The following is a 20,952-nucleotide window of genomic DNA, read 5'->3' on the forward strand; positions in this document are numbered from 1 at the left end:
CCGAAACGTCCGGGAAGGGTTTGCGGCCCGCAACCAGTTCGCCATAATGTTCGGCGAGCGCTTCGCCGCTTGAGTATCTGAAACTGCATGGGCCGGATCAGATACACAGAGTTCCTGACACTCCCCGGCAGGCCGGGAAGCATACGAGTCGACAATGGCCCGGAATACGTCAGTTCCACGCTGACAAACTGGGCCGAAAAGCGGGGTATTGCCCTGACCTACATCCAACCCGGAAAGCCGCAACAGAACGCCTATGTCGAGCGCTACAACCGGACGGTAAGGCATGAGTGGCTGGACCAATACATCATCGAAAGCATCGAAGAAGCTCAGGACTACGCCACGCAATGGCTCTGGACTTACAACAACGACCGCCCCAACATGGGCATCGGCGGCATGACACCCGCCATGAAACTGAAAATGGCCGCGTGAATTCTACCGATGCGCCCCGTTAAAAACGGGGGGATTACCCTGACAAGCCGCAGTTCTGCGCCCGCCCGGAGCAAGGGGTCGACGGCGCCGCCCGGCCCTGTGCCGGTGCCCGAACCCCGCGCAACGGTCGCAACCTGAGTACAGGCTGTGTCTGCCCGGTGTCGCCCCGGTGTACGGGCTGTGACGCAAAAAACCCGGCATTTGCCGGGCTTTCCGCGATTGCCCCGCAAGGTGTTGCGCCCTGCAACGCGCGCAGCCGTTGCGCGCCCCGATCATGGGGCCGGGAATCGAAAAGGCCGCGCGGGGGCGCGGCCTTCAAGGGATCGGATCGGGCGATGCCCGTCAGCCGATGGCGGCGGCGCGCACGTCGTCGTCGATGGCTTCCAGATATTGCGCGAAATTATCGCTGAACATCTGCACCAGCTTGGCGGCCTGCGCGTCATAGGCGGCCGGATCGGCCCAGGTCTGGCGCGGATCCAGCAGCTTGTCCCCGACGCCCGGCACCGCGACCGGAACCTCGAAGCCGAAATTCGCATCCTTGCGGAACTCGACCCCGTTCAGGCTGCCGTCCAGTGCCGCGGCCAGCAGCGCCCGGGTGGCCTTGATCGGCATCCGCTTGCCGGTGCCGAAGGCGCCGCCGGTCCAGCCGGTATTGACCAGCCAGCAGGAGGCGCCATGCTGGGCGATCTTTTCGGCCAGCAGCTTGCCATAGACCTCGGGGCGGCGCGGCATGAAGGGGGCGCCGAAGCAGGTCGAGAAGGTCGGAATCGGCTCGGTCACGCCGACCTCGGTGCCCGGTGTCTTCGAGGTAAAGCCCGACAGGAAGTGATACATGGCCTGCGCGGGCGTCAGCCGCGCGATCGGCGGCAGCACGCCATAGGCGTCGCAGGTCAGCATGATGACGTTGCGGGGGCTGCCGCCAAGGCTGGTCGGCGAGGCATTCGAGATCGCCTCCAGCGGATAGGCGCAGCGCATGTTGTCGGTGATCGAGTTGTCCTCGAAATCCAGCTCAAGCGTGTCGGGATCGGCGACCATATTCTCGATCACCGTGCCAAAGCGCGAGCAGGTGGCATGGATCTCGGGCTCGGCCTCGGCCGAGAGGTTGATGGTCTTGGCGTAGCAGCCGCCCTCGAAGTTGAAGATGCCGTTTCCGGACCAGCCATGCTCGTCATCGCCGATCAGCACGCGCGACGGATCGGCCGACAGCGTCGTCTTGCCGGTGCCCGACAGGCCGAAGAAGATGGCGCTGTCATCGGGATTGCCGATGGCGTGGTTGGCGCTGCAATGCATTGGCATGATGCCCTTTTCGGGCAGCAGGTAGTTCAGCAGCGTGAAGACCGATTTCTTGTTCTCGCCGGCATAGGCGGTATTGCCGATCAGGATCAGTTTCTTCTGGAAGTTCAGGGCGATCACCGTCTCGCTGCGGCAGCCGTGGCGGGCCGGGTCGGCCTTGAAGCCGGGGCAGTTGATGATGGTGAAATCGGGGGTGAAGCCGGCCAGTTCCTGCGCCTCGGGGCGGCGCAGCAGGTGGCGGATGAAGAGGCCGTGCCAGGCCATCTCGGTGACCACGCGCACGTCAAGGCGGTGCTCGGCGTCGGCGCCGCCGAACAGGTCCTGCACGAAATAGTCGCGACCCTTCATGTGTTCCAGCATGTCGGCATGCAGGCGGTCGAAGGCCTCGGGTTCCATCGGCTTGTTGTTCTCCCACCAGATCGTGTCCTCGACCTCGGGGGTGCGCACCACGAACTTGTCCTTGGGCGAACGGCCGGTATGGGCGCCGGTCGAAACCAGGAAGGTGCCGCCAAGACCCAGACGACCTTCGCCGCGGGCCACGGCCTCGGTCATCAGTGCGGGTTCAAGCAGGTTGTAATAAACCCGGCCGAGGCCCTCGATACCCTGATCTTCCAACCGGCAATTCGGGTTTACGCGCGTGCTCATCGTTGTAACGCTCCTGACTGACTGGATACTTGCGACATTTCCGTGACGCAGTATGCGGGGCCTATAGCATGGACGGGAGATGAAAAAAGACGCGAGCGCCAACGGTTAGCGCAATCAATAGATGTTATCGCCATCGGATGCGATGCCGGCTGTTTCCGGGGGGAAAATTAACCATATCCCGCCATGATCCCGCGACGAGGTGATTCGCATGAGGCAGGTGCATGGCACGACAGTGACGCTGGCTGGCCGGGGGGTGCTGATCCTCGGCCCCTCGGGTTCGGGCAAGTCAAGCCTGGCGCTGCAACTGATGGCGGCCGGGGCGGGGCTGGTCGCGGATGACCGCACCGATCTTTCGCGCGTGGAAGACACCGTGATCGCCAGTTGCCCGGCGCCGCTTCGCGGGCGTATCGAAGCGCGTGGAATCGGCATCCTCGCGGCGGCGGCGGAAGACCCGGTGCCATTGGCCCTTGTGGTCGATCTGGGCCGGATCGAGGATCACAGGCTGCCGCCGCAGCGTGAACATGACCTTTTGGGCATAGGCCTGCCTCTTGTCTTCGGTCCCTATCGCCCGCATCTTTATGCTGCGTTGCGGCAGTACCTGCTGACCGGGCGCATGGCATGAACGACGGGTAAGCCCAGACGGAGGTTCCGGCCGCCATGGCGGAAGATCTTGACAGCAGGGCCGAGGTGATCGGTGCGCAGCGGCTGGTCCTAGTGACCGGGCCGTCCGGAGCCGGCCGCTCGACCGCCATCAACGTGCTTGAGGACCTGGGTTTCGAGGCGATTGACAACCTGCCATTGTCGCTGATTCCGCGTCTGCTCGACGGGCCGCCGCGGCCGGTGCCGCTGGCTCTGGGGCTGGATGTCCGCAACCGTGACTTTTCGTCGTCGAATGTCATCGAACTGATCGACAAGCTGACCCGCAGCCCGGACTATGTTCCCGAGGTCCTGTTTCTCGATTGTGCCGAGGATGTGCTGGTGCGGCGATACAGCGAGACCCGGCGCCGCCATCCGCTGGCGCCCGACGCCTCGCCGCTGTCGGGCGTGATGACCGAGATGGACCTGCTGACCCCGATCCGCGACCGCGCCGACGTGCTTGTGGATACCACGGAACTGACGCCGCATGATCTGAAGGCGGAGCTGACCCGCTGGTTCCAGATCCGGCCCGACAGCAGGCTCAGCGTCTCGCTGCATTCGTTCAGCTATCGGCGCGGGGTGCCGCGCGGGGTGGACATGATGTTTGACTGCCGCTGGCTTGCCAACCCGCATTGGGAGCCCGCCCTGCGTCAGATGGACGGGCGCGATGCCCCGGTGCAGGACTATGTGGCCCGCGATCCCCGATTCGCCGAATTCTTCGCCCGGACCCGCGATCTGATCCTGTTTCTGCTGCCAGCCCATATCGCAGAGGGGAAAACCCACGTCTCGGTGGGCTTCGGGTGTACCGGAGGGCAACACCGTTCTGTCACTTTGGTCGAGAAGATGGCACTGGCGCTTGCGGATGCCGGCTGGCCGGTGTCAATAAGGCATAGGGAACTCGAACGTCGCATGCCAGCGCCGTTGTCTTTCGGTGGTCTCAGGGCGGACGACACGCGGCGCGCCCTGGATGATCGGCAGGGCGACGGCGGGGTGAAGGCGTCTGGACTTGGTGAAATGCGTTGATCGGAATTGTCATCGTAGCGCATGGCGGCCTGGCGCGGGAATATCTTTCCGCGGTCGAGCATGTCGTGGGTCCGCAGGCCGGTTTCGCCGCAGTCGCGATCGAGGATGACCACGACCGCGCCGCCAAGACGGCCGAGATTCGGCGCGCGGCCGATTCGGTGGATCTTGGCGACGGTGTCGTGGTGGTGACCGATCTCTTCGGCGGATCGCCCTCGAACCTGTCGCTGCCCGCCTGTGCCGCCGGCCCTGACCGGACCATCCTTTACGGCGCCAACCTGCCGATGCTGGTCAAGTTGGCCAAGTCGCGGCACTTGCCGGTTGCCGACGCGGTTGCCTTCGCGAAAGAGGCGGGGCGAAAGTACATCAACTCGTACAATGTTCCGCTCGAGGCGGTGATGGACACCGGAACATCCGCCAGATGACTGCCTCGATCACGCGCGAACTGCCCATCATCAACGTCAAGGGACTTCATGCACGGGCAAGTGCCAAGTTCGTCGATGTGGTCGAGCGCTTTGATGCGCAGGCCAAGGTCGAAAAGGACGGGATGAGCGTTTCGGGCGATTCGATCATGGGGCTGCTGATGCTGGCCGCGCCGCGCGGCTCCAAGATCACCGTCACCCTTACCGGACCCGAGGCCGCCGCCCTCGGCGAAGCCCTTGCGGCGCTGGTGTCGGACTATTTCGGCGAAGGCATGTAGGGCCGCGATCGTGGCCGAACGCAAAAGCTATCATCATGGCAATCTGCGCCAGGCGCTGGTCGAGGCGACCGCCGCCCTGATCGAGGAGATGGGCCCGCAGGCCTTCACGCTGGCCGAGGCCGCGCGCCGCGCAGGCGTGTCGCCGGCCGCACCCTATCGGCATTTCAAGGGCCGCGACGATCTGATCGAAGAGGTCGCGCGGCTTGGCTTTGTCGATTTCGCGGCGCGTCTGGAGGCGGCTTTCGACAGGGGCCGTCCACGCGCGCTGACCGCCTTTCTGCGCATGGGACAGGCCTATCTGGATTTCGCGCGCGACCGGCCCGGCTATTACATGGCGATGTTCGAATCGGGGATATCCATTGCCGGCAACGCCGATCTGGCACTGGCCTCCGAGCGCGCGCAGGGGGTTCTGCTGCGCGCCGCCGGCGCGCTGGCCGACCGCCTGCCCGCCGATCAGCGCCCGCCCGCGCGCATGGTGGCCAACCATATCTGGGCGATGAGCCATGGCGTGGTGGAACTGTTCTCGCGTGGCAAGCCCGGCGGGCGTACCCCGGTCGAGCCCTCCGAGATGCTGGAAAGCGGCGTCATCATCTATCTGCGCGGGCTGGGCCTGATCCCCGACTGAACTTTTTTCGTGACCCGCCTTGACGCCGCGTCCCTATCCCCCATCTATGTAAATGTGATTAACATTAACATGGAGGGATCACAGAGATGCACAGCGCATCGCAGACCATTCCGGCCTATCCGATGGCCCCGACGCGCGGCACCGGCCCGCTCAGTCGCGCCCGCGACTGGCTGGACGAACGCGGCAAGCCCGCCTGGATCGTGGCGATGATCCTGGGCTTTGTCCTCTTCTGGCCCGTCGGCCTTGCCATCCTCGCCTACATGATCTGGAGCAAACGCATGTTCAGTTGCAGCAAACGCGCCCACATGCCGCGCCACTATGCGGCATCCACCGGAAACTCGGCCTTCGACGCCTATCGCGAAGAAACGCTGAAGCGGCTGGAGGACGAACACCGCGAGTTCATGGACTTCCTGCAAAAGCTGCGCGAGGCCAAGGACAAGGCGGAATTCGATCAGTTCATGGAACAGCGCGACATCAAGCCCGAGAACTGATCGCGCAATCATCGACGGGGCCGGGTGACCGGCCCCTCGCCTGTGTGGTGCGGCGTCAACTACCGTGTCGGCACCGGGATTTCGCCGCGATAGTCATAGAAGCCGCGCCCGGTCTTGCGGCCCAGCCAGCCGGCCTCGACATATTTCGTCAGCAGTGGGCAGGGGCGGTACTTGGTATCGGCCAGCCCCTCATGCAGGACGTTCATGATCGCCAGACAGGTATCGAGACCGATGAAATCGGCCAGTTCCAGCGGCCCCATTGGGTGATTGGCGCCCAGTTTCAGCGCCTGGTCGATGGACCGGACATTTCCGACGCCTTCATAAAGCGTATAGACCGCCTCGTTGATCATCGGCATCAGGATGCGGTTGACGATGAAGGCGGGAAAATCCTCGGCGCTGGCCGCGGTCTTGCCCAGCCGCTCCACCACCTCGACCAGCGCCCGGTAGGTTGCGTCGTCGGTGGCGATGCCGCGGATCAACTCGACCAGCTGCATCACCGGCACCGGGTTCATGAAATGGAAGCCCATGAACCGTTCGGGCCGGTCGGTGCGGCTGGCCAGCCGGGTGATCGAGATCGACGAGGTATTCGATGTCAGGATCGTGTCATGTTTCAGATGCGGCTGCAGGTCCTCGAAGATCGCCTGCTTGACGGTCTCGCGCTCGGTCGCGGCCTCGATGACCAGATCGGTCTGGCCCAGATCGGCCAGCCTCAGCGTTGTCTTCACCCGGCCCATCGCGGCCTTCTTATCCGCCGCGCTGATCTTGTCGCGGCTGACCTGACGCTCCATGTTCTTGTCGATCAGCGCAATGGCCTTGTCCAGCGCCTCCTGGGTGATATCGGTCATCAGCACATCATAGCCTGCAAGCACAAAGACATGGGCGATGCCGTTGCCCATCTGACCTGCACCGATCACACCAACCGATTGAATCGCCATGTCCGCCTCTCGATCTATGGTCGGCGGGACGATAGGGCGCGCGGCGCGCTGCTGCAACGCAAAACCGCCCCGCAGGTAACGGGCCGCCATGGGAACCCTTCGCGCCACCAAGGTTCCGCAGCGGTTTCCGGTGTGGGCGCGCTGCATGAGCTTACGCTAGGTCAAGATTTCCGATTGAAACAGTCGGAGAAATGGTTAATGTGCAAATGCCAGCGACGCCGAGGATTCTCAGCGTTCGCCAGCTCTTCCTGAAAAGCGAATTCATCAAACCAAATGCGCCGTTGCTGACGGCGCAGAGGAGGACTTATGGCAATGTTTCCCAGCTTGCTCGGTGGCGGCGGTATCACCTTCGGAACCAGTGGCGATGACCTGATCGCGGGCGGGCGTGGCCCCTCGATCGTCTGGGCCGGTGCCGGCAATGACGGTGTGCGCCTCGGCTACGGCAACGACATCGCCTATCTGGGTGAGGGCGATGACGTGGCCTATACCGAGGGCGGCGACGATGTCGTTTTCGGCGATGCGGGCAATGACTTCATCTATACGGGCAGCGGCAACGACTGGGCCGAAGGCGGCGACGGGAACGACTTCCTGTATGGCGCGGGCGGCAACGATCAGTTGTTCGGCGGTGCGGGTGACGATCTCATCTACGATACCGAAGGCAACAACGCGCTGTTCGCCGGGGACGGCAACGACATGGTTTCCGGCGGTTCCGGGATCGATGTCATCTTCGGCGGTTCGGGTGCCGACATCATCACCGGCGGCGGCGGCAATGACTGGATCTCGGGCGGCAACTCGACCATCACCACCGTGAACGCGGACGGCACCGTCACCCAGACCCAGGGCGTCAACCAGATCTATGGTCAGGGCGGCGACGATATCCTGTCCGGCAGCGGCGGCTCGAACGAGTTCTTCTATGGCGGCGATGACGGCAACGATCGGATCAGCGGCTTTGATGCGGAAACCGACGAGATCATTCTGCTCAGCAATCTGAACGACAGCGGGATCGTCGATTTCGCCTCTCTGGTCGGGCGCATCTCGAACAGCGCCGAGGGTGCGGTGGTCGATCTGGGCGGCGACAGCCATATCCTGCTGCAGGGCGTCGCAGCCAACGATATCCTCGCGAATCTGGACGGTTACTTCGACTTCGCCTGATCTTGATGCCTGGCCCGGCGATGGCGGCAGCCTTCGCCGGGCTTTCCTGTTCACGGGTGCGGCGCCCCGGCCCGAAGGGTGCCGGGGCGCCCCGCCTTTCTTGCCATTCGCTTTCGCGGGTGCGAGACGCATCCGGTCGGGCGGCCGTCGTCGCCCCGCCTGCCACGGGGCCATCACGCCATGAGACATGACACACCGCCACCGCTGCAATCCGAGGCCGCCCTGCCGGGGCTGCCCTTCGCGCAGATCGATGCGCTGTTGCGGGCCGAGGCCGAGGCCCATGGGTTGGTGCTGAGATCCGGACATGGCCGGTCGACCTGGTGCGAGGTGGACCGGGGCGAGTTCGGCGCGCGCATGGGCCCCGAAGGCAGCATCCTCTATGTCCGCGCCTCTGATCGTGACTGGCTGTTCACCCTGCAGGAAACAGTATCCAGCCATGTTGCCGAAGCCTTCCCCGGGCAAGCAGGGTTGCTGCGCTGGTCCGGGCTTGATCGCGCGGGTGAGGCGCCGCCGAATTTTAGCCTGGCGCGCGTCGAAAGCATCCGCCCGGTCGGCGACCATTTCCTGCGCCTCAGGCTGCGGGGCGAGGGGCTCGAGCGGCTGGCCCGGGCGATGATCCATTTCCGCCTGATCCTGCCGCAACCGGGCGATGCCGATCCGCAATGGCCGGTGATCGGCCCGAATGGCCAGACTGTCTGGCCCAAGGGCGACAAGGAACTGCACCGGCCGGCCTATACGGTTCGTGCCATCGATCCGGCTGCGGGCTGGATGGAGACCGATGTTTTCATCCATGACGGCGGGCGCATCTGTGGCTGGCTGGCCTCGGCCGCGCCCGGCTCGCTGATCGGGCTGACGGGGCCGGGCGGGGGCGGGGTGCCGGTTGCGCCGCGCCTGCTGATCGGCGGCGATGAGACCGCCTATCCGGCGCTGGCCCGCATCATCGAGGCACAACCGCGGGACAGCCGGGGCGAATGCTGGCTGTTCGGGACCGCCGGGGATTACCCGCTGCCCGAACATCCCGGCATCAGCCTGATCCTTGCTCCGGGCGACGAGGCGCGGCTGGCGAATCGTCTGGCCCGTGACGGCACGACGGCCGACAGCATCTGGATCGCAACCGAGAAAAGCCGCCTCGCGCCGCTGCGCCGCGTCATTCTTGATGAGCTGGCGATCCCGAAACAGGCAACCCATCTGGCCGCCTACTGGACTGCGGCGAAGGTGCCGGCATAGACATCGGGTCGAACAGCGGGTTCCCGAGATCGGTGCCGCGCGCCGGCAGCGGGCGGCGGGCACTGTCCTCATAGCCGATCTCGAACCGGACCTTGTTGATGCAGACGCGTGGCATCGTTGGCGCAAAGAGATCGAACAGCGCGAAACGCTGGGCCCGATCGGGATGCCGGGCGCGGGCGGCCTGCAACACGTCGCGCAGGATTGCGTAGAACTGCGCCTCGGGCAGCCATTGGGCAAGGCGGGCCGACAGGAAGCGCAGCGAGGTGACGAAATGCGCGGTCTGGATGTCATGGATGATGACGGCGGGCGGCTTGCGCGGCAGGATGGCCCGGATGTCCGGATCCAGCCCCTGCATCTGGGGAAAGTCCTGATCCACCAGATCCATGTCGCCCTGGAAATCCTTCAGCATCATGCCGACCGGGCGACCGTCTTCCAGCGTGACGGTGATGTTCTGGCCATGGGCGATGAAGCCCACGCCATAGCGCGCCAGCAGCAGCCAGAGCGGGACCACGGTCACCCGGAACAGCGCCGCAAGCCAGGCATCCAGCGTCATCCCCGCCTGTCGCGCGTAATGCCATGCCAGCGGCGCGCCATCCGCGCCCCGGTGGAACAGGGCGGCGTGCAGAACCGGCGTCGCGCCCCCGGCGCGGGCTTCGGCACGGTCGCGCCAGATGGCGCCAAGCGCCTCGTGATGGCGGTAAGGTGCATCGGGGCAGCGCGCCATGACCGGATCGCGCCACCACTGCCCGGCGGCCTCGTGCAGGACGGTGACCCGCGAAAGTGCGGGATCGCTGGCGCAGATTCCGGCAAGCCAGTCCGAAATCGCCGGGCCATGGGCGATGAATTTCCCCGGCACGCCGCGCCAGGCCGAGGTGTTGAGAATGCCGAGCGCCAGCTTGACATCATAACGCCCGCCCGCGCGGGTCAGCGTGCGGATCGAGGGGGTCGCGCGAAAGGCGTGCCCCGCCGGTCCCAGCGGGCGGATGCGGCCCGCCGCCTGCTGCGGCAGGGTCAACTGCGCCAGATGTCCGGTCCATTGCCAGGGATGCACCGGCATCAGCATGTCCTCGCCGGCTGCCCGGCAAAGGCGCGCGAAATCCGGGCCAAGCGCATCGCGCAGGGCAGGTTCCGCCTCGCCGCTGACCGCCAGATCCTGCCGCGCCACGGCCAGCCAGAACAGGCGGATCGGCTGCGCTGCCTCGGGCGCGAAGGCCGCGTTCTCGGCCAGGCCCCAGCCCAGCCGCCCGCGATTGGCCAGCGCCTTCGGATGGCCCTCCAGCGCGGCGTGCAGATCCTCGCCGGGCAGGGCGGTCAGTGCCGTCCCGTCCAGCGCCCCCCATCGTTCCGCCGTGGCCATGTCCTGGGTCAGCGTGTTGGCAATCTCGCGGATGAACATCGCCTCGGTCGCGGGCGACATGGCCAGTTCGGCGCGGGCATCGGTGATCAGCCGGAACGGGCAGGTGTCGCCGCCGTCGCGGGCGATGCTGTCGGGGTCGATCTCCAGATTGTCCCAGATGCGCCGCGTGCCGTGAAAGCGCCAGATCGCGCCCGAGGCCAGACGCAGCACGCCGTCCTGCGGCGCCAGCACATCTTCCCAGGCCAGTTCCGAGATCATCTTGGCCAGAAGCCGGCGCGCAGCCGCGCCGTAAAGCGCGTTCACAGCACCCGGCCGAAGAATTCCGACCGCCGGCAGCGCATCAGGGCCGAGCGTTTGTGCGGAAAGTCGAATTCCTTCAGCTTCTCGTAGGCCAGCGCGTCGGCATAGGCCAGCAGCTTGGCGTTGTCGAAGCGCGGCTCACCGACCAGTTGCGTCGTCATCGGGCAGTCGAGAAACAGGTAATGGCTCAGCCCGCGCAGCCAGGCGGCGGTCTTGCGGCGGCCCAGATGCCGATATTCGCCGATCAGGCCGTGCCAGCCGCGATCCCAGGGCTGACTGTCGTAATAGGGGCCAAGCCGATCCTCGCGCGCCCAGTAAGCCTCGAAATAGCCGGCCTCGTCGCCGTCGAAACAGCCGATCAGGGGCAGGCAATGCGGGTCGGCCGCCCGGCCCTCGAGATAGGCGCGCAACTCGTCGCGGGGCTTGTTTTCCTCCCAGAAGAAGGCGACGCGGGGATCGTTCTGCCAGTGGAAAAAGCGGTCGAGATCCCGGCCGATATCGACGCTGCGGAACGACACGGTAAGCCTCGCCACCGGGTCGTGCCGTTCATAGACGAGGCCCTCGGGCTTGGGCGCGCGCAGCGGGTGGTCGCGCCCTTCGGGACCGGGCACGTCCTGCGCCCCAAGCCAGCCCTGCGGCTCATGCGCCAGCCAGAGGGGGGCTGACTGGAAAAAGCCTGCGCGGCTGACGGTGCCGTCGGGGCGGGCGCAGCGCATCGCCCGCAGCGGCATCCCCGCCGGCAGGCGATAGGTCTGGCATTCGGGATCCGCGAAGGCCCGCTCCATCTCGGTCCAGATATCGGCGGTGGATCCGGCGGCAGCGGCAGATGTCATGCGGACGTCCTTTCGAGATGCGCAATCGGGTTGGGAAGGCTCAGGAAACTGGCCAACTGGCCGTCGCCGCCGCCATCGGCCTCGTTGATGCCGCGGCGGGACGTGTCGAAATTGCCCTTGCAGGCCAGCCCCTCGCCGTCCAGCAGCGCCTCGTAGAGGGTCCGGTCGCCGGTGCAGTCCGCACGGGCGGCGACAAGAAAATCGCGCCAGTCCCGCAGCAACCCGTCCTCGGAAGCCAGCCCGTCCAGCGCCAGCGTGGACAGCAGGTGCATGACGGCGTTGACGACGACGTAATAGGTCAGCAACCGGTCGCCCAGATCGGCGGGAACGCTGTTCTCGGCGCCGGCGCCGAGGCCGGGGCAATGCGCCTCAAGCGCCTCGTGAAAGCTGTCGATATAGCCGGTGCCCTGGCAATCGCGCAGCCAGACCGAGGCGGGAAACCCCCGGCTGTCCAGCCCGATCATCATGTTCTGCTGATGCGCCCCGAACAGCAGGCCGTGGCTGGCGCGGATTTCGAGCAGCGGGTGAATGGCCGTCGTCAGGAAGCGGGCGAACCACGCCCGCGCCGCGCCGGGCGGGATCAGGCGGGCCAGCGGGCTGATGCCGCCGGGTTCGGGTTCGCACAGGCTGGCCAGCATCACCGGGCCGGGGCGTCCGGGGTCGCGAAACGGGTTGTCGCGCAGGGAAACCAGCGTTTCGGCGGCGATCCGGCCGTCTCGGATCAGCGCGGCATGGTCGGCTTCGCGCAGGACATGCATCTGCGGAAAGCGTCGGTGCAGCACCTGACCGACTGGGCCGGCCAGCAGCACCGCAAGATCGGCGCCGCGCCGCATCTCGCGCGGTTGCAGGATGCGGGTCGAGTTGGTCAGCCGAAGCGACAGCGAGCACTTCAGCATCACCGGCGCGTGCCAGCCATGCAGCGTCCGCATCGATGAGGTTGCGCGCCATTCGCCCTTTCCCGAGCCCAGCACCCGGGCGTCTGCCGCCCCGATCAGATCGGCCTCGCGCAGGGCTTGCCATGGATGGACCGGCAGCCGCAGCAGACCCGCCGCGCCCGCCTCGGGGGCCCGGTCGGCCCGCGCCAGATCCTGCAGTCGCCGTGCCGCGCCGGGCGACATCGTCACGCAATCGGGCGGTGCGGCCAGCCATGTCAGCGCAAAGCCTGCGCCGAATTCCGGGCCGAATCGGGCTGCCTCGTCGGCGGTCATCTCGTCGCGGCTGCGCGGGTTGGGGTGGCAGGGATGGCCCGCGCGCAGGGCCGATTCGGCCTGCTGGAAGGTCCATTCGCGGGGGTCGCCTCCTTCGGGCGGCGGGGCACGGCGGATGGCATCGAGGCTGTCCGAAACCCGGGTCGCGAAGGTGGCACCGAAAGGCCGGGCCAGCAGGGCAAGTGCCTCGGCGACCGAGACCGGTTGCCCTGACAGGCGCAGGCCGGCCCGAAATCGGGTGCGAAACCTTGTGCGTTCTGCGACAGGTATCAAAAGCGGGCCGTCTTCGGTCGGCACATGCAGAAGGTTCTGCCCGAACTGCGCGCCCGGCAAGGCGTCTTCCCGCAGCGCCGCGTTCAGAAAGGCATCGAGTGCCGGAACATCGCGCAATTCATCGCCCAAGGCTGACCCCGTCCCAGTTTGGTCTTTCGGACCATTATTCTTTACTATATTAGTCAACTTTAAATTGCGAGGTCAATTGCGGAACCGCCCTAGTCCATGAGGCATCAGATTCAACGCGCCCTTGCGCCGGTGCTGGCCGGCTATGCCTTCCAGCAGACCGCTTTGATCGGGATGCTGCCGGTGCTGGCGCTGCGTCTGGACCTGCCGCCGGGGCAGGTCGGGCTGGCCATCGGCGCCGGGCTGCTGGTGTCGGCGGTGATGGGACCGCTGCTGGCCGGCGGCATGACCGCACAAAGGCTGCGCGCCGCGCTGCTGGTTCAGATGCTGGCGTCGCTGGGGCTGATCGCGCTGCTGCTGGCGCTCGGGCCGGTCGGTGCGACCTTTGCGATCCTGCTGGCGATCCGGGTTTTGCAGGGAACAGCGGCGGCGATCACCCTGGCGGTCGCGCAGGCCGCAAGCGCGGGCATGGGGCGGCCGGTCGCCGCGCTGGCGCGGCTGCAGGTCGGCCCGGGGCTTGGCCGGGCCCTAGGGGCGGCACTGATCGGGCCGTTGATCCGGCTGTCCATCGTGCTGCCGATCCTGCCGGCGCTGATCGGCGCGGCGCTCAGCCTCTATCGGCTGGGCGCTGCGGCCAAGCGGATGCCGCTGCCAGAGGAACGGGGGCTGCGGGCGCCCTGGCTGCTGGCGCTGGCCGTGCCCTTTCTGGTGCAATGCGCGATCGGGGCCGGGCAACTGGGCCTCGGGCCGCTGCTGGCGCAAAGCTATCCTGCCGCGCAGGCCGCAGCGATCACCGGCATCTGCCTTGGCGCCGGCTATCTGGTGCTGATGCTCGTGCATCTTTTCGTGACCCCGGCCGCCACCGCGATCGGCCCGGCCCTTGCGCTGCTGGCCGTCGCTCTGCTGCTGCCGGTTATCTCGCCGCAACCCTCTGTGCTGATTGCCGCCACCTCTCTGGCCACCGGTGCGGCCGGGCTGACCATCGCGCGGCACCTGGCACGGGTGATCGCGCTGCGTCCCGAGGCGGCGCGACGCAATGCCGCCTGGCAGGGCTCGTCGCTGCTGGCCGGGTTGGGGGTGGGGGCCAGCCTGGCCGCGCTGGTCCTGCCGCTGCATCCCGTCGCGCCGTTCCTGCTGGCCGCCGGCTTCGCCCTGACGACCCTGCTGATCTGCCGGAGGCCGCTGTGACGACGTTCGATCTGTTCGGAGTGGGGCTTGGCCCTTTCAACCTGTCTCTTGCCGCGCTGGCTGATGGCGTGCCCGGCCTGACCTGCCGCTTTGCCGAGCGTCGGGCGCGCTTTGCCTGGCATCCCGGCCTGATGATCCCGGGCGCGACCATGCAGACCTCGTTCCTGAAGGACATGGTGACGCCTGTGCAGCCCACCAGCCGCTGGGGCTTTCTCAGCTATCTCGTGGCCCATGGCCGCTTTCACGATTTCATGGCCGCCCGGTTCGATTGCGCCAGCCGGGCCGAGTTCACTGATTACATGGCCTGGGTCGCGCATGGCCTGGAAAGCGCCAGTTTCGGCGAGGCGATTGCCGAGGTCGATCACGACGGCGACGCCTTCACCATCGCCGGCGCGTCGGGAGGACGCTGGCGCAGCCGCGCCCTGTCGCTGGGGGTCGGGCTTGTGCCTCGGATCCCCGCATTCGCCTGCCCCGGGACCGGCTGCCTGCATGCCGCGCAATGGCTGGATCGGGCGCCTTCGGTGGCCGCGCGCCGGGTGGTGGTGATCGGCGGCGGCCAGTCAGGGGCCGAGATCGTGCTGGACCTGCTGGGGCGCCGCGATCCGCCGGCGCATGTCACCTGGATCAGTCGCCGGTCCGGGTTCTGGACGCTGCAGGACGGCGCCTTCATCGACCAGTTCTTCACCCCCGGCTATATCGCGGCCTGGCGCCGCCAGCCCGGCCCGGTGAGACAAGAGGCTTTGAACGAACAGAAATATGCCAGCGACGGCATCACCCAAGCGACCGCCGACGCCATCTATCGGGCGGTCTATGATCGCCGCCGCGAGGGTCGGCGCGACGTCGTTCTGCGGCCCGGCCGCGAGGTGCGGGCGATCCGGGCCGGCAGGCGGGGGCAGGTGATCGAAGCGCGATCGGCCGATGGGACGGTGGAATGCTGCGAGGCCGATCTGGTCGTGCTGGCGACCGGCTTCCGGTCCGCCTTTCCCGACTGCCTGCACCCGCTGGCCGCGCGGTTCAGGCAGCAGTTCGACGGGTCGCTGGCGCTGGAGGGCAATTATCGCGCGATCTGGGACGGCCCGCGCGAGACGCCGCTTTATGCGATGAACCACGGGCGCCACAGCCACGGTATCGCGGATGCCCAGATCAGCCTCGCGGCCTGGCGCAGTGCGGTGATCCTGAACGACCTGACCGGCCGGCCGCTGTTCGACATCGGTACGGACGGGACGGATCCTGCGCTGGTCGACTGGCCGGGCGCCGCGCCCGATCCCCTTGCGAGGGACGACAAAAACGCAACATCGGCCGGGCCGCCGCCGTCAAGACGGATTGTCAGCACGGCAATATCTGATTAAAAATCTCTGAATTCGGCCAGCCCATCTGCCAGCCTTCCACGGGAGGTTGAGCACATGACGCGGCCGCCGTCGTCCATTTCCGTCGCTCTTGCGGGGCTTTATCTGGCTCAGTCGGTGCCGCTCTATCTGGTGGCGGCCGCCCTGCCTCCGATCCTGCGTGCGCGCGGCGTCGATCTGGCGGTGATCGGTGCCTTTGGCGTGCTGCTGGCGCCCTGGGTGCTGAAGGCGGCATGGGCGCCGCTGGTGGACCGGCTGGCGCGGCTGCCCGGGATCGGGCGCAAGGGTGTGGTGGCGATCTGCCTCGTGCTGACCCTGGCCTGCGTGGCCCTGCTGTCCACGCTTGATCCGGTCACTGACGCGATCCGCTTTTTCCCCATCCTGATGGCCATGTCGCTGTCTTCGGCCACGCAGGATATCGCCTCGGATGGCTGGGCGGTCGAGCATCTGCCACCCGAGCAGCAGGCTTTCGGCAATGGCATTCAGGCCGGCGCCGTGGCCTTTGGCGTGCTGATCGGTGGCTCGGGCACGCTGCTGCTGGTCGATCTTCTGGGCTGGCAGGCGACGCTTCTGAGCATCGCAGCAATTGCCGGTGTTGCCGCGCTGCCCTTCCTGCTGCTGCCCGAGGCACATGACCGCCGCGACCTGCCGGCCGATTACGGCCGCGCCAGCTTCGGACATTTCCTGTCGCTGCCGATGGCGGGGTCGATGCTGGCCTTCGCCTTTTTCTTCCGCATGCCCGAGGGGCTGGTGAAGGCGCTGGAGCAGCCCTTCCTGGTCGATCAGGGGTTCAGCCTGTCGCAGGTGGGCCTGATCACCGGCGGCTCGGCCGCACTGGTCGGTCTGTTCGGTGCCGCCATCGCCGCCGGGATCATCGACCGGATCGGTCTGCGGCCCTTTTTCGTGGCGCTGATCGTCGGGCGCACGCTGGCCTTCGCCGCCTTCTTCGCCGCCGCAACGCTGGGCATCGGAACCTGGCCGCTGCTGGCGTTGTCGGGCGTTGATACCTTCCTGCGCTATGTCGAGATGGTCGGGCTCTATACCGCCTTCATGCGTTTTTCCTCTCTGGCACAGGCGGGAACAGACTTCACCCTTCTGACCTCGGTCAACCTGCTGATGTACATGCTGGGCGGCATGATCGCCGGGGCGATGGCCTCGGCCTTCGGCTATGGCCCGGTCTTCGCCCTTGCCGTTGTCCTGTCGGCGCTGACCGGCTGGATCGCGATGACCCGCCTGCCCGAAGCCGTCCGGCGCCCCGCGCTTTCCCCCGATATCCCGAAGGAGTATCCCGCATGAAACGACATGCCCTGTTGATGAGTGGCGTTGCCATGGTGGCGCTGATGGCCGGTCCGGCCGCGGCGCAGGACGGTTTTTCCGATCCGGTTCCGCTGGGCGAGATCGTCCTTGATGCCAGCCGCACCGGGGCGGTGGGCAGTTCGATCCCCGGCGCGGTGCAGGTGATCGAGGGCGAGGACCTGTCCGAGCGTCTGCTGGCAGGCGAATCGTTGGAACGGGTGCTGAGCGACCTCGTGCCCGGCTTCGCGCCCTCGAACGGCACCATCGGCACGGCCAGCCAGACCCTGCGCGGGCGGTCGCCGCAGATCCTGATCGATGGCGGGCCGCGGACATCCGAGTTGCGCGGCTTCACCCGGGAACTGGCGATGGTCAATCCCGACAGCATCGAGCGTATCGAGATCATCAAGGGCTCGACCGCGCGGTTCGGCAACGGTGCCACCGGTGGCATCATCAATATCGTGACCAAGAAGCCGGGCGACGAGGAGCGGACAGACTTGTCCTATGGTTTCTCGGTCGGCACGGAAGATGACAGCCTCGGCGGTGAGCTGTCCTTCAGCCACGAGCGTCGCGTGGGCGAACTGGGTGTGCGGCTTGAACTCTACGGGCGCACCATGGGCGATCTCTATGACGGCGACGGCAACCGGATCCCCTCGGACCCGCTGGTGGGTCAGGGAAGCTCCGACAATTTCAGCAACCTCGCGGGCGCCGTCGTTCTGGACTGGAGCAGGGGGAACAATGAGGTCGTCGCCCGGTTCGGGGCCTATTCCTCGCGGCAGGAAATCGACAAGTTCACCGACTACACCACCGATGTCGTCAGTGTCGGTCCCGATGACTATACCGGCGAGGATGTCACCGACGAGGGCACCTATTTCGATGTGACATGGACCAATAACGCCCTTGCCATCGGCGAGGCCGAGCTGAACTTCTATGGCAGCGATGTCGACCGGCGCGCGGCCTTCGTGCCGGCCGGGATCGCCAACCCGCTCTATTACCCGATCAGCCCGACCGATCCGAGGCAGGACCCGAATGCCCAGAGCGAGCTTTCGACCCGGACCCTTGGGGCAAGGCTGACCCTGCGGACCCCGCTGGATGCCTGGCGCAGCAACGCGCAGCTGACCTGGGGTGTTGATGTCGGCTACGATGATGTCACGCAACGGGATCTTGCCGGGCGCGATCTGATCGCGCCGATGGAACAGACCGGTCTTGCCGGTTTTGCCCAGCTGGACGTGCCGGTCGGTAATGTCGATATCAGCGCGGGCCTGCGGGCCGAGAAGTTCTGGCTGAATGTCGACGACTTCACCCGCCCCGATGCCGTGCAACTGACCGCTGCCGGCCCCTACCTGCTGCCCGCGGTCAATGTCACCGGCGGCGATTACGACTATTCGGCCGTGGTCGGAAACCTTGGCGCCGTCTGGCATGTGAGCCCGAAACTGGACCTGTTCGCCGGGGTCAGCCAGGGCTTTTCCATCCCCGATGTCGGCAGCTTCACCCGCCGCGCCATGCCGGCAAACCCGTTCCTGCCCGGGCAGACCGTGTCCTTCGCTTCGATGCAGCCGGAATCGCAGATCGTGAACACGGCCGAGACGGGCCTGCGCTATTACGGCGACCGGTTGCAGGCCGCGGCCTCGATCTTCCTGTCGACCTCGGATGAGGGCACGGTTTTCGACAGCGCCACCAATACCGTGACCCAGCAGAAGGAACGTGTCTGGGGCGGCGAGGCCGAACTCAGCTATGCCGCCACCGATGCGCTGCAACTGGGGGCGCTGCTGGGCTGGCAGGAGGGCAATTATGACGAGGATGGCGATGGTTCGCGCGAGGCATGGCTGCCGAACAACCGCATCCCGACGCCCTTCACCGCGACCCTGACCGCCGGATATCAGTTCCAGAACGCGGCCCGCCTGAACGGCGAACTGGTCTATGCCGCCGGCCGCGACAAGACCGGCCAGCCGGTGCTGGAAGAGATGTTCACCGTGAACCTCTACGGCTCGTATCCGCTGGGCCGCGGCCAGTTCTATTATGGCGTCAGCAACCTGTTTGATCGCCAGCAGGAGAACAGCACCGCAAGCTCGGTTCGCGAGAACCCGCTGACCGGCGACGCCATCCGCGTGGCTGACGAGGGACGGCGCCTCTATCTGGGCTATGGCGTGAGCTTCTGAGGCGAACCCGGCGGGCGCCTGCCACCGCATAACTGCGGGCGGGCGCATCCGAAACGTCAACGGCGGGCCGGTTTGCGGCCCGCCGTATCGTTTTCACCGGACAGGGTCAGATCAGTCCAGCGCCTTGAAGTTCAGGCTGACACCCTCGTCCTTCAGGCCCGAGAACCAGCGCGCGGTCACGGTCTTGGTCTTGGTGTAGAAGCGGAAGGCATCGGGGCCATACTGGTTCAGGTCGCCGAAGGCCGATTTCTTCCAGCCGCCGAAGGTGTAGTAGCTGAGCGGCACCGGGATCGGGAAGTTGACGCCGACCATGCCGACATTCACCCGGCTGGCGAAGTCGCGGGCGGTGTCGCCGTCGGCGGTGTAGATCGAGGTGCCGTTGCCGTAATCGTTGTCCATGACCAGGCTCAACGCCTCGTCATAGGTCTTGGCGCGGACGGTCGACAGCACCGGGCCGAAGATCTCTTCCTTGTAGATGTCCATGTCGCGGGTGACATTGTCGAACAGCGACGGGCCGCAGAAAAAGCCGTTCTCGTAGCCCTGGATCTTCAGGTCGCGGCCATCGACCACCAGATTCGCGCCCGCATCGACGCCCGAGGCGATCAGCCGGTTGATGCGGTCCTGTGCCGCCTTGGTGATGACCGGGCCGAAATCCACGTCGTCGCCGGCCGTGTAGGGGCCGACCTTCAGTTTCTCGATCCGCGGCACCAGCCGTTCGATCAGCGCGTCGGCGGTCTTGTCGCCCACCGGCACCGCGACCGAGATCGCCATGCAGCGTTCGCCCGCCGCCCCGAAACCGGCGCCGACCAGCGCGTCCGCCGCCTTGTCCAGATCGGCGTCGGGCATGATCAGCATGTGGTTCTTGGCGCCGCCGAAGCACTGGGCGCGCTTGCCGTTCGCCGCCGCGCGGCCATAGATGTATTGCGCGATCGGGGTCGAGCCGACAAAGCCCACCGCCTGAATCTCGGGGTGATCGAGGATGCCGTCCACGGCCTCCTTGTCGCCATTGACCACCTGCAGCACGCCATCGGGCAGGCCGGCCTCCTGCGCCAGCTTCGCCAGCGCGATCGAGGTCGAGGGAACGCGCTCGGACGGCTTCAGGATCATGGCGTTGCCGGCGGCCAGCGCCGGGCCCATCTTCCACAGCGGGATCATCGCCGGGAAGTTGAAGGGCGTGATGCCGGCGACGACGCCAAGCGGCTGGCGCATCGAGTAGATGTCGATGGCGGGGCCGGCATTGTCGGTGTATTCGCCCTTCAGCAGCGCCGGTGCGCCCATGCAGATCTCGATCACCTCGAGGCCGCGCTGCACGTCGCCGCGGGCATCGGGCAGGGTCTTGCCATGTTCGAGGCTGACCAGTTCCGCCAGCTGGTCCATGTTGTCGAGGATCAGCTGGCCAAAGCGCATCATCACCCGGGCGCGGCGCTGCGGGTTGGTTGCGGCCCATCCGACCTGCGCCTTCGCGGCGCTGGCGATGGCGGCGTTCAGCTCGGCCGGGCTGGCCAGCGCGACGCGGGCCTGAATCTCGCCCGTGGCCGGATTGTAGATATCGCTGAAGCGCCCGGACGTGCCGTTGACTTCCTTGCCGTCGATCCAGTGTGGAATCTCTTTCATCGCACCCTCCTAGCGTGGTTGTGACGACCATAGTCTTGCGGAAATGCTGCGGAAAGGGGCAGGTTGCCAAAAAGGTTTTGCGTAAATGCAAAGGCGGCGGCG

Annotated in this window: 18 protein-coding genes and 1 pseudogene; 13 read left to right on the forward strand and 6 right to left on the reverse strand. The window is 66.4% G+C overall.

Annotated features, from left to right (window positions below):
- Positions 1 to 126 precede the first annotated feature (126 nt).
- Positions 127 to 429: pseudogene (locus KNW02_RS09680) on the forward strand (transposase); the annotation flags it as partial.
- A 342-nt stretch (positions 430 to 771) separates the two neighbouring features.
- Here KNW02_RS09680 and KNW02_RS09685 read toward each other — a convergent pair.
- A complete protein-coding gene (locus tag KNW02_RS09685) occupies positions 772 to 2,367 on the reverse strand; it encodes a phosphoenolpyruvate carboxykinase (protein WP_216033069.1) in 1,596 nt (531 codons plus the stop codon).
- A 208-nt stretch (positions 2,368 to 2,575) separates the two neighbouring features.
- Between KNW02_RS09685 and KNW02_RS09690 the strand changes: the two genes are divergently transcribed.
- From KNW02_RS09690 to KNW02_RS09715, 6 genes are all read left to right on the forward strand, one after another.
- Positions 2,576 to 2,989 carry an HPr kinase/phosphorylase gene (locus KNW02_RS09690; protein WP_216033070.1) on the forward strand — a complete coding sequence of 138 codons (414 nt, stop codon included), beginning with the start codon at positions 2,576 to 2,578 and terminating at the stop codon, positions 2,987 to 2,989.
- A 35-nt stretch (positions 2,990 to 3,024) separates the two neighbouring features.
- Entirely contained in the window at positions 3,025 to 4,026 is a 1,002-nt protein-coding gene (gene rapZ / locus KNW02_RS09695; protein ID WP_216033071.1) for an RNase adapter RapZ, read from the forward strand.
- A complete protein-coding gene (locus KNW02_RS09700) occupies positions 4,023 to 4,448 on the forward strand; it encodes a PTS sugar transporter subunit IIA (protein ID WP_216033072.1) in 426 nt (141 codons plus the stop codon). The genes rapZ and KNW02_RS09700 overlap by 4 nt, the downstream gene beginning before the upstream one ends.
- Positions 4,445 to 4,723 (forward strand): HPr family phosphocarrier protein, encoded by a 279-nt coding sequence (locus tag KNW02_RS09705; RefSeq protein WP_216033073.1) that lies wholly within the window; start codon positions 4,445 to 4,447, stop codon positions 4,721 to 4,723. The genes KNW02_RS09700 and KNW02_RS09705 overlap by 4 nt, the downstream gene beginning before the upstream one ends.
- Positions 4,724 to 4,733: 10 nt before the next feature.
- On the forward strand, positions 4,734 to 5,348 hold the full coding sequence (locus tag KNW02_RS09710; protein WP_216033074.1) for a TetR/AcrR family transcriptional regulator: 615 nt from the start codon (positions 4,734 to 4,736) through the stop codon (positions 5,346 to 5,348).
- Positions 5,349 to 5,434: 86 nt separating this feature from the next.
- On the forward strand, positions 5,435 to 5,839 hold the full coding sequence (locus tag KNW02_RS09715) for a DUF2852 domain-containing protein (protein ID WP_216033075.1): 405 nt from the start codon (positions 5,435 to 5,437) through the stop codon (positions 5,837 to 5,839).
- 59 nt (positions 5,840 to 5,898) lie between these two features.
- On the opposite strand, the gene KNW02_RS09720 is transcribed toward KNW02_RS09715, so the two are convergent.
- On the reverse strand, positions 5,899 to 6,774 hold the full coding sequence (locus KNW02_RS09720; RefSeq protein WP_216033076.1) for a 3-hydroxybutyryl-CoA dehydrogenase: 876 nt from the start codon (positions 6,772 to 6,774) through the stop codon (positions 5,899 to 5,901).
- A gap of 312 nt (positions 6,775 to 7,086) precedes the next feature.
- On the opposite strand from KNW02_RS09720, the gene KNW02_RS09725 reads away from it, so the two are divergent.
- Positions 7,087 to 7,926 carry a calcium-binding protein gene (locus KNW02_RS09725; RefSeq protein WP_216033077.1) on the forward strand — a complete coding sequence of 280 codons (840 nt, stop codon included), beginning with the start codon at positions 7,087 to 7,089 and terminating at the stop codon, positions 7,924 to 7,926.
- Between the two features lie 180 nt (positions 7,927 to 8,106).
- Positions 8,107 to 9,153: a siderophore-interacting protein gene (locus KNW02_RS09730; RefSeq protein ID WP_216033078.1), complete on the forward strand. Its 1,047-nt coding sequence runs from the start codon at positions 8,107 to 8,109 to the stop codon at positions 9,151 to 9,153.
- Here the strand turns inward: KNW02_RS09730 and KNW02_RS09735 are convergent.
- Genes KNW02_RS09735 through KNW02_RS09745 form a run of 3 tightly spaced genes read right to left on the reverse strand, consistent with a single transcriptional unit; the run spans position 9,074 to position 13,253 of the window.
- Entirely contained in the window at positions 9,074 to 10,813 is a 1,740-nt protein-coding gene (locus KNW02_RS09735) for an IucA/IucC family protein (RefSeq protein WP_216033079.1), read from the reverse strand. The genes KNW02_RS09730 and KNW02_RS09735 overlap by 80 nt on opposite strands.
- Entirely contained in the window at positions 10,810 to 11,643 is an 834-nt protein-coding gene (locus KNW02_RS09740) for a GNAT family N-acetyltransferase (protein ID WP_216033080.1), read from the reverse strand. Before KNW02_RS09740 ends, KNW02_RS09735 begins: the two co-directional genes overlap by 4 nt.
- The gene (locus KNW02_RS09745) at positions 11,640 to 13,253 is read right to left on the reverse strand and encodes an IucA/IucC family protein (RefSeq protein ID WP_216033081.1); all 1,614 of its coding nucleotides are present in this window, start codon (positions 13,251 to 13,253) and stop codon (positions 11,640 to 11,642) included. Before KNW02_RS09745 ends, KNW02_RS09740 begins: the two co-directional genes overlap by 4 nt.
- Before the next feature lie 96 nt (positions 13,254 to 13,349).
- Between KNW02_RS09745 and KNW02_RS09750 the strand changes: the two genes are divergently transcribed.
- From KNW02_RS09750 to KNW02_RS09765, 4 genes are read left to right on the forward strand one after another with little or no spacing between them, the layout of a single operon-like run.
- Positions 13,350 to 14,438, forward strand: coding sequence for a hypothetical protein (locus KNW02_RS09750; RefSeq protein WP_216033082.1), 1,089 nt, complete (start codon positions 13,350 to 13,352; stop codon positions 14,436 to 14,438).
- Positions 14,435 to 15,787, forward strand: coding sequence for a lysine N(6)-hydroxylase/L-ornithine N(5)-oxygenase family protein (locus tag KNW02_RS09755; protein ID WP_216033083.1), 1,353 nt, complete (start codon positions 14,435 to 14,437; stop codon positions 15,785 to 15,787). The genes KNW02_RS09750 and KNW02_RS09755 overlap by 4 nt, the downstream gene beginning before the upstream one ends.
- A 54-nt stretch (positions 15,788 to 15,841) precedes the next feature.
- On the forward strand, positions 15,842 to 17,080 hold the full coding sequence (locus KNW02_RS09760) for an MFS transporter (RefSeq protein ID WP_216033084.1): 1,239 nt from the start codon (positions 15,842 to 15,844) through the stop codon (positions 17,078 to 17,080).
- Positions 17,077 to 19,236 (forward strand): TonB-dependent receptor, encoded by a 2,160-nt coding sequence (locus KNW02_RS09765; RefSeq protein WP_216033085.1) that lies wholly within the window; start codon positions 17,077 to 17,079, stop codon positions 19,234 to 19,236. The genes KNW02_RS09760 and KNW02_RS09765 overlap by 4 nt, the downstream gene beginning before the upstream one ends.
- Positions 19,237 to 19,347: 111 nt before the next feature.
- Here KNW02_RS09765 and KNW02_RS09770 read toward each other — a convergent pair whose 3' ends face one another.
- A complete protein-coding gene (locus tag KNW02_RS09770; protein WP_216033086.1) occupies positions 19,348 to 20,850 on the reverse strand; it encodes a CoA-acylating methylmalonate-semialdehyde dehydrogenase in 1,503 nt (500 codons plus the stop codon).
- Positions 20,851 to 20,952 lie beyond the last annotated feature (102 nt).

The organism is Paracoccus marinaquae (assembly GCF_018860165.1).
GTDB lineage: Bacteria > Pseudomonadota > Alphaproteobacteria > Rhodobacterales > Rhodobacteraceae > Paracoccus > Paracoccus marinaquae.

What these genes read in the sequence shown, in the direction of transcription:
- KNW02_RS09685 (WP_216033069.1), bottom strand. Translation starts at nt 2,367, where the DNA reads ATGAGCACGCGCGTAAACCCGAATTGCCGGTTGGAAGATCAGGGTATC.
- KNW02_RS09690 (WP_216033070.1), top strand. Translation starts at nt 2,576, where the DNA reads ATGAGGCAGGTGCATGGCACGACAGTGACGCTGGCTGGCCGGGGGGTG.
- rapZ (WP_216033071.1), top strand. Translation starts at nt 3,025, where the DNA reads ATGGCGGAAGATCTTGACAGCAGGGCCGAGGTGATCGGTGCGCAGCGG.
- KNW02_RS09705 (WP_216033073.1), top strand. Translation starts at nt 4,445, where the DNA reads ATGACTGCCTCGATCACGCGCGAACTGCCCATCATCAACGTCAAGGGA.
- KNW02_RS09715 (WP_216033075.1), top strand. Translation starts at nt 5,435, where the DNA reads ATGCACAGCGCATCGCAGACCATTCCGGCCTATCCGATGGCCCCGACG.
- KNW02_RS09720 (WP_216033076.1), bottom strand. Translation starts at nt 6,774, where the DNA reads ATGGCGATTCAATCGGTTGGTGTGATCGGTGCAGGTCAGATGGGCAAC.
- KNW02_RS09725 (WP_216033077.1), top strand. Translation starts at nt 7,087, where the DNA reads ATGTTTCCCAGCTTGCTCGGTGGCGGCGGTATCACCTTCGGAACCAGT.
- KNW02_RS09730 (WP_216033078.1), top strand. Translation starts at nt 8,107, where the DNA reads ATGAGACATGACACACCGCCACCGCTGCAATCCGAGGCCGCCCTGCCG.
- KNW02_RS09740 (WP_216033080.1), bottom strand. Translation starts at nt 11,643, where the DNA reads ATGACATCTGCCGCTGCCGCCGGATCCACCGCCGATATCTGGACCGAG.
- KNW02_RS09750 (WP_216033082.1), top strand. Translation starts at nt 13,350, where the DNA reads ATGAGGCATCAGATTCAACGCGCCCTTGCGCCGGTGCTGGCCGGCTAT.
- KNW02_RS09760 (WP_216033084.1), top strand. Translation starts at nt 15,842, where the DNA reads ATGACGCGGCCGCCGTCGTCCATTTCCGTCGCTCTTGCGGGGCTTTAT.
- KNW02_RS09765 (WP_216033085.1), top strand. Translation starts at nt 17,077, where the DNA reads ATGAAACGACATGCCCTGTTGATGAGTGGCGTTGCCATGGTGGCGCTG.
- KNW02_RS09770 (WP_216033086.1), bottom strand. Translation starts at nt 20,850, where the DNA reads ATGAAAGAGATTCCACACTGGATCGACGGCAAGGAAGTCAACGGCACG.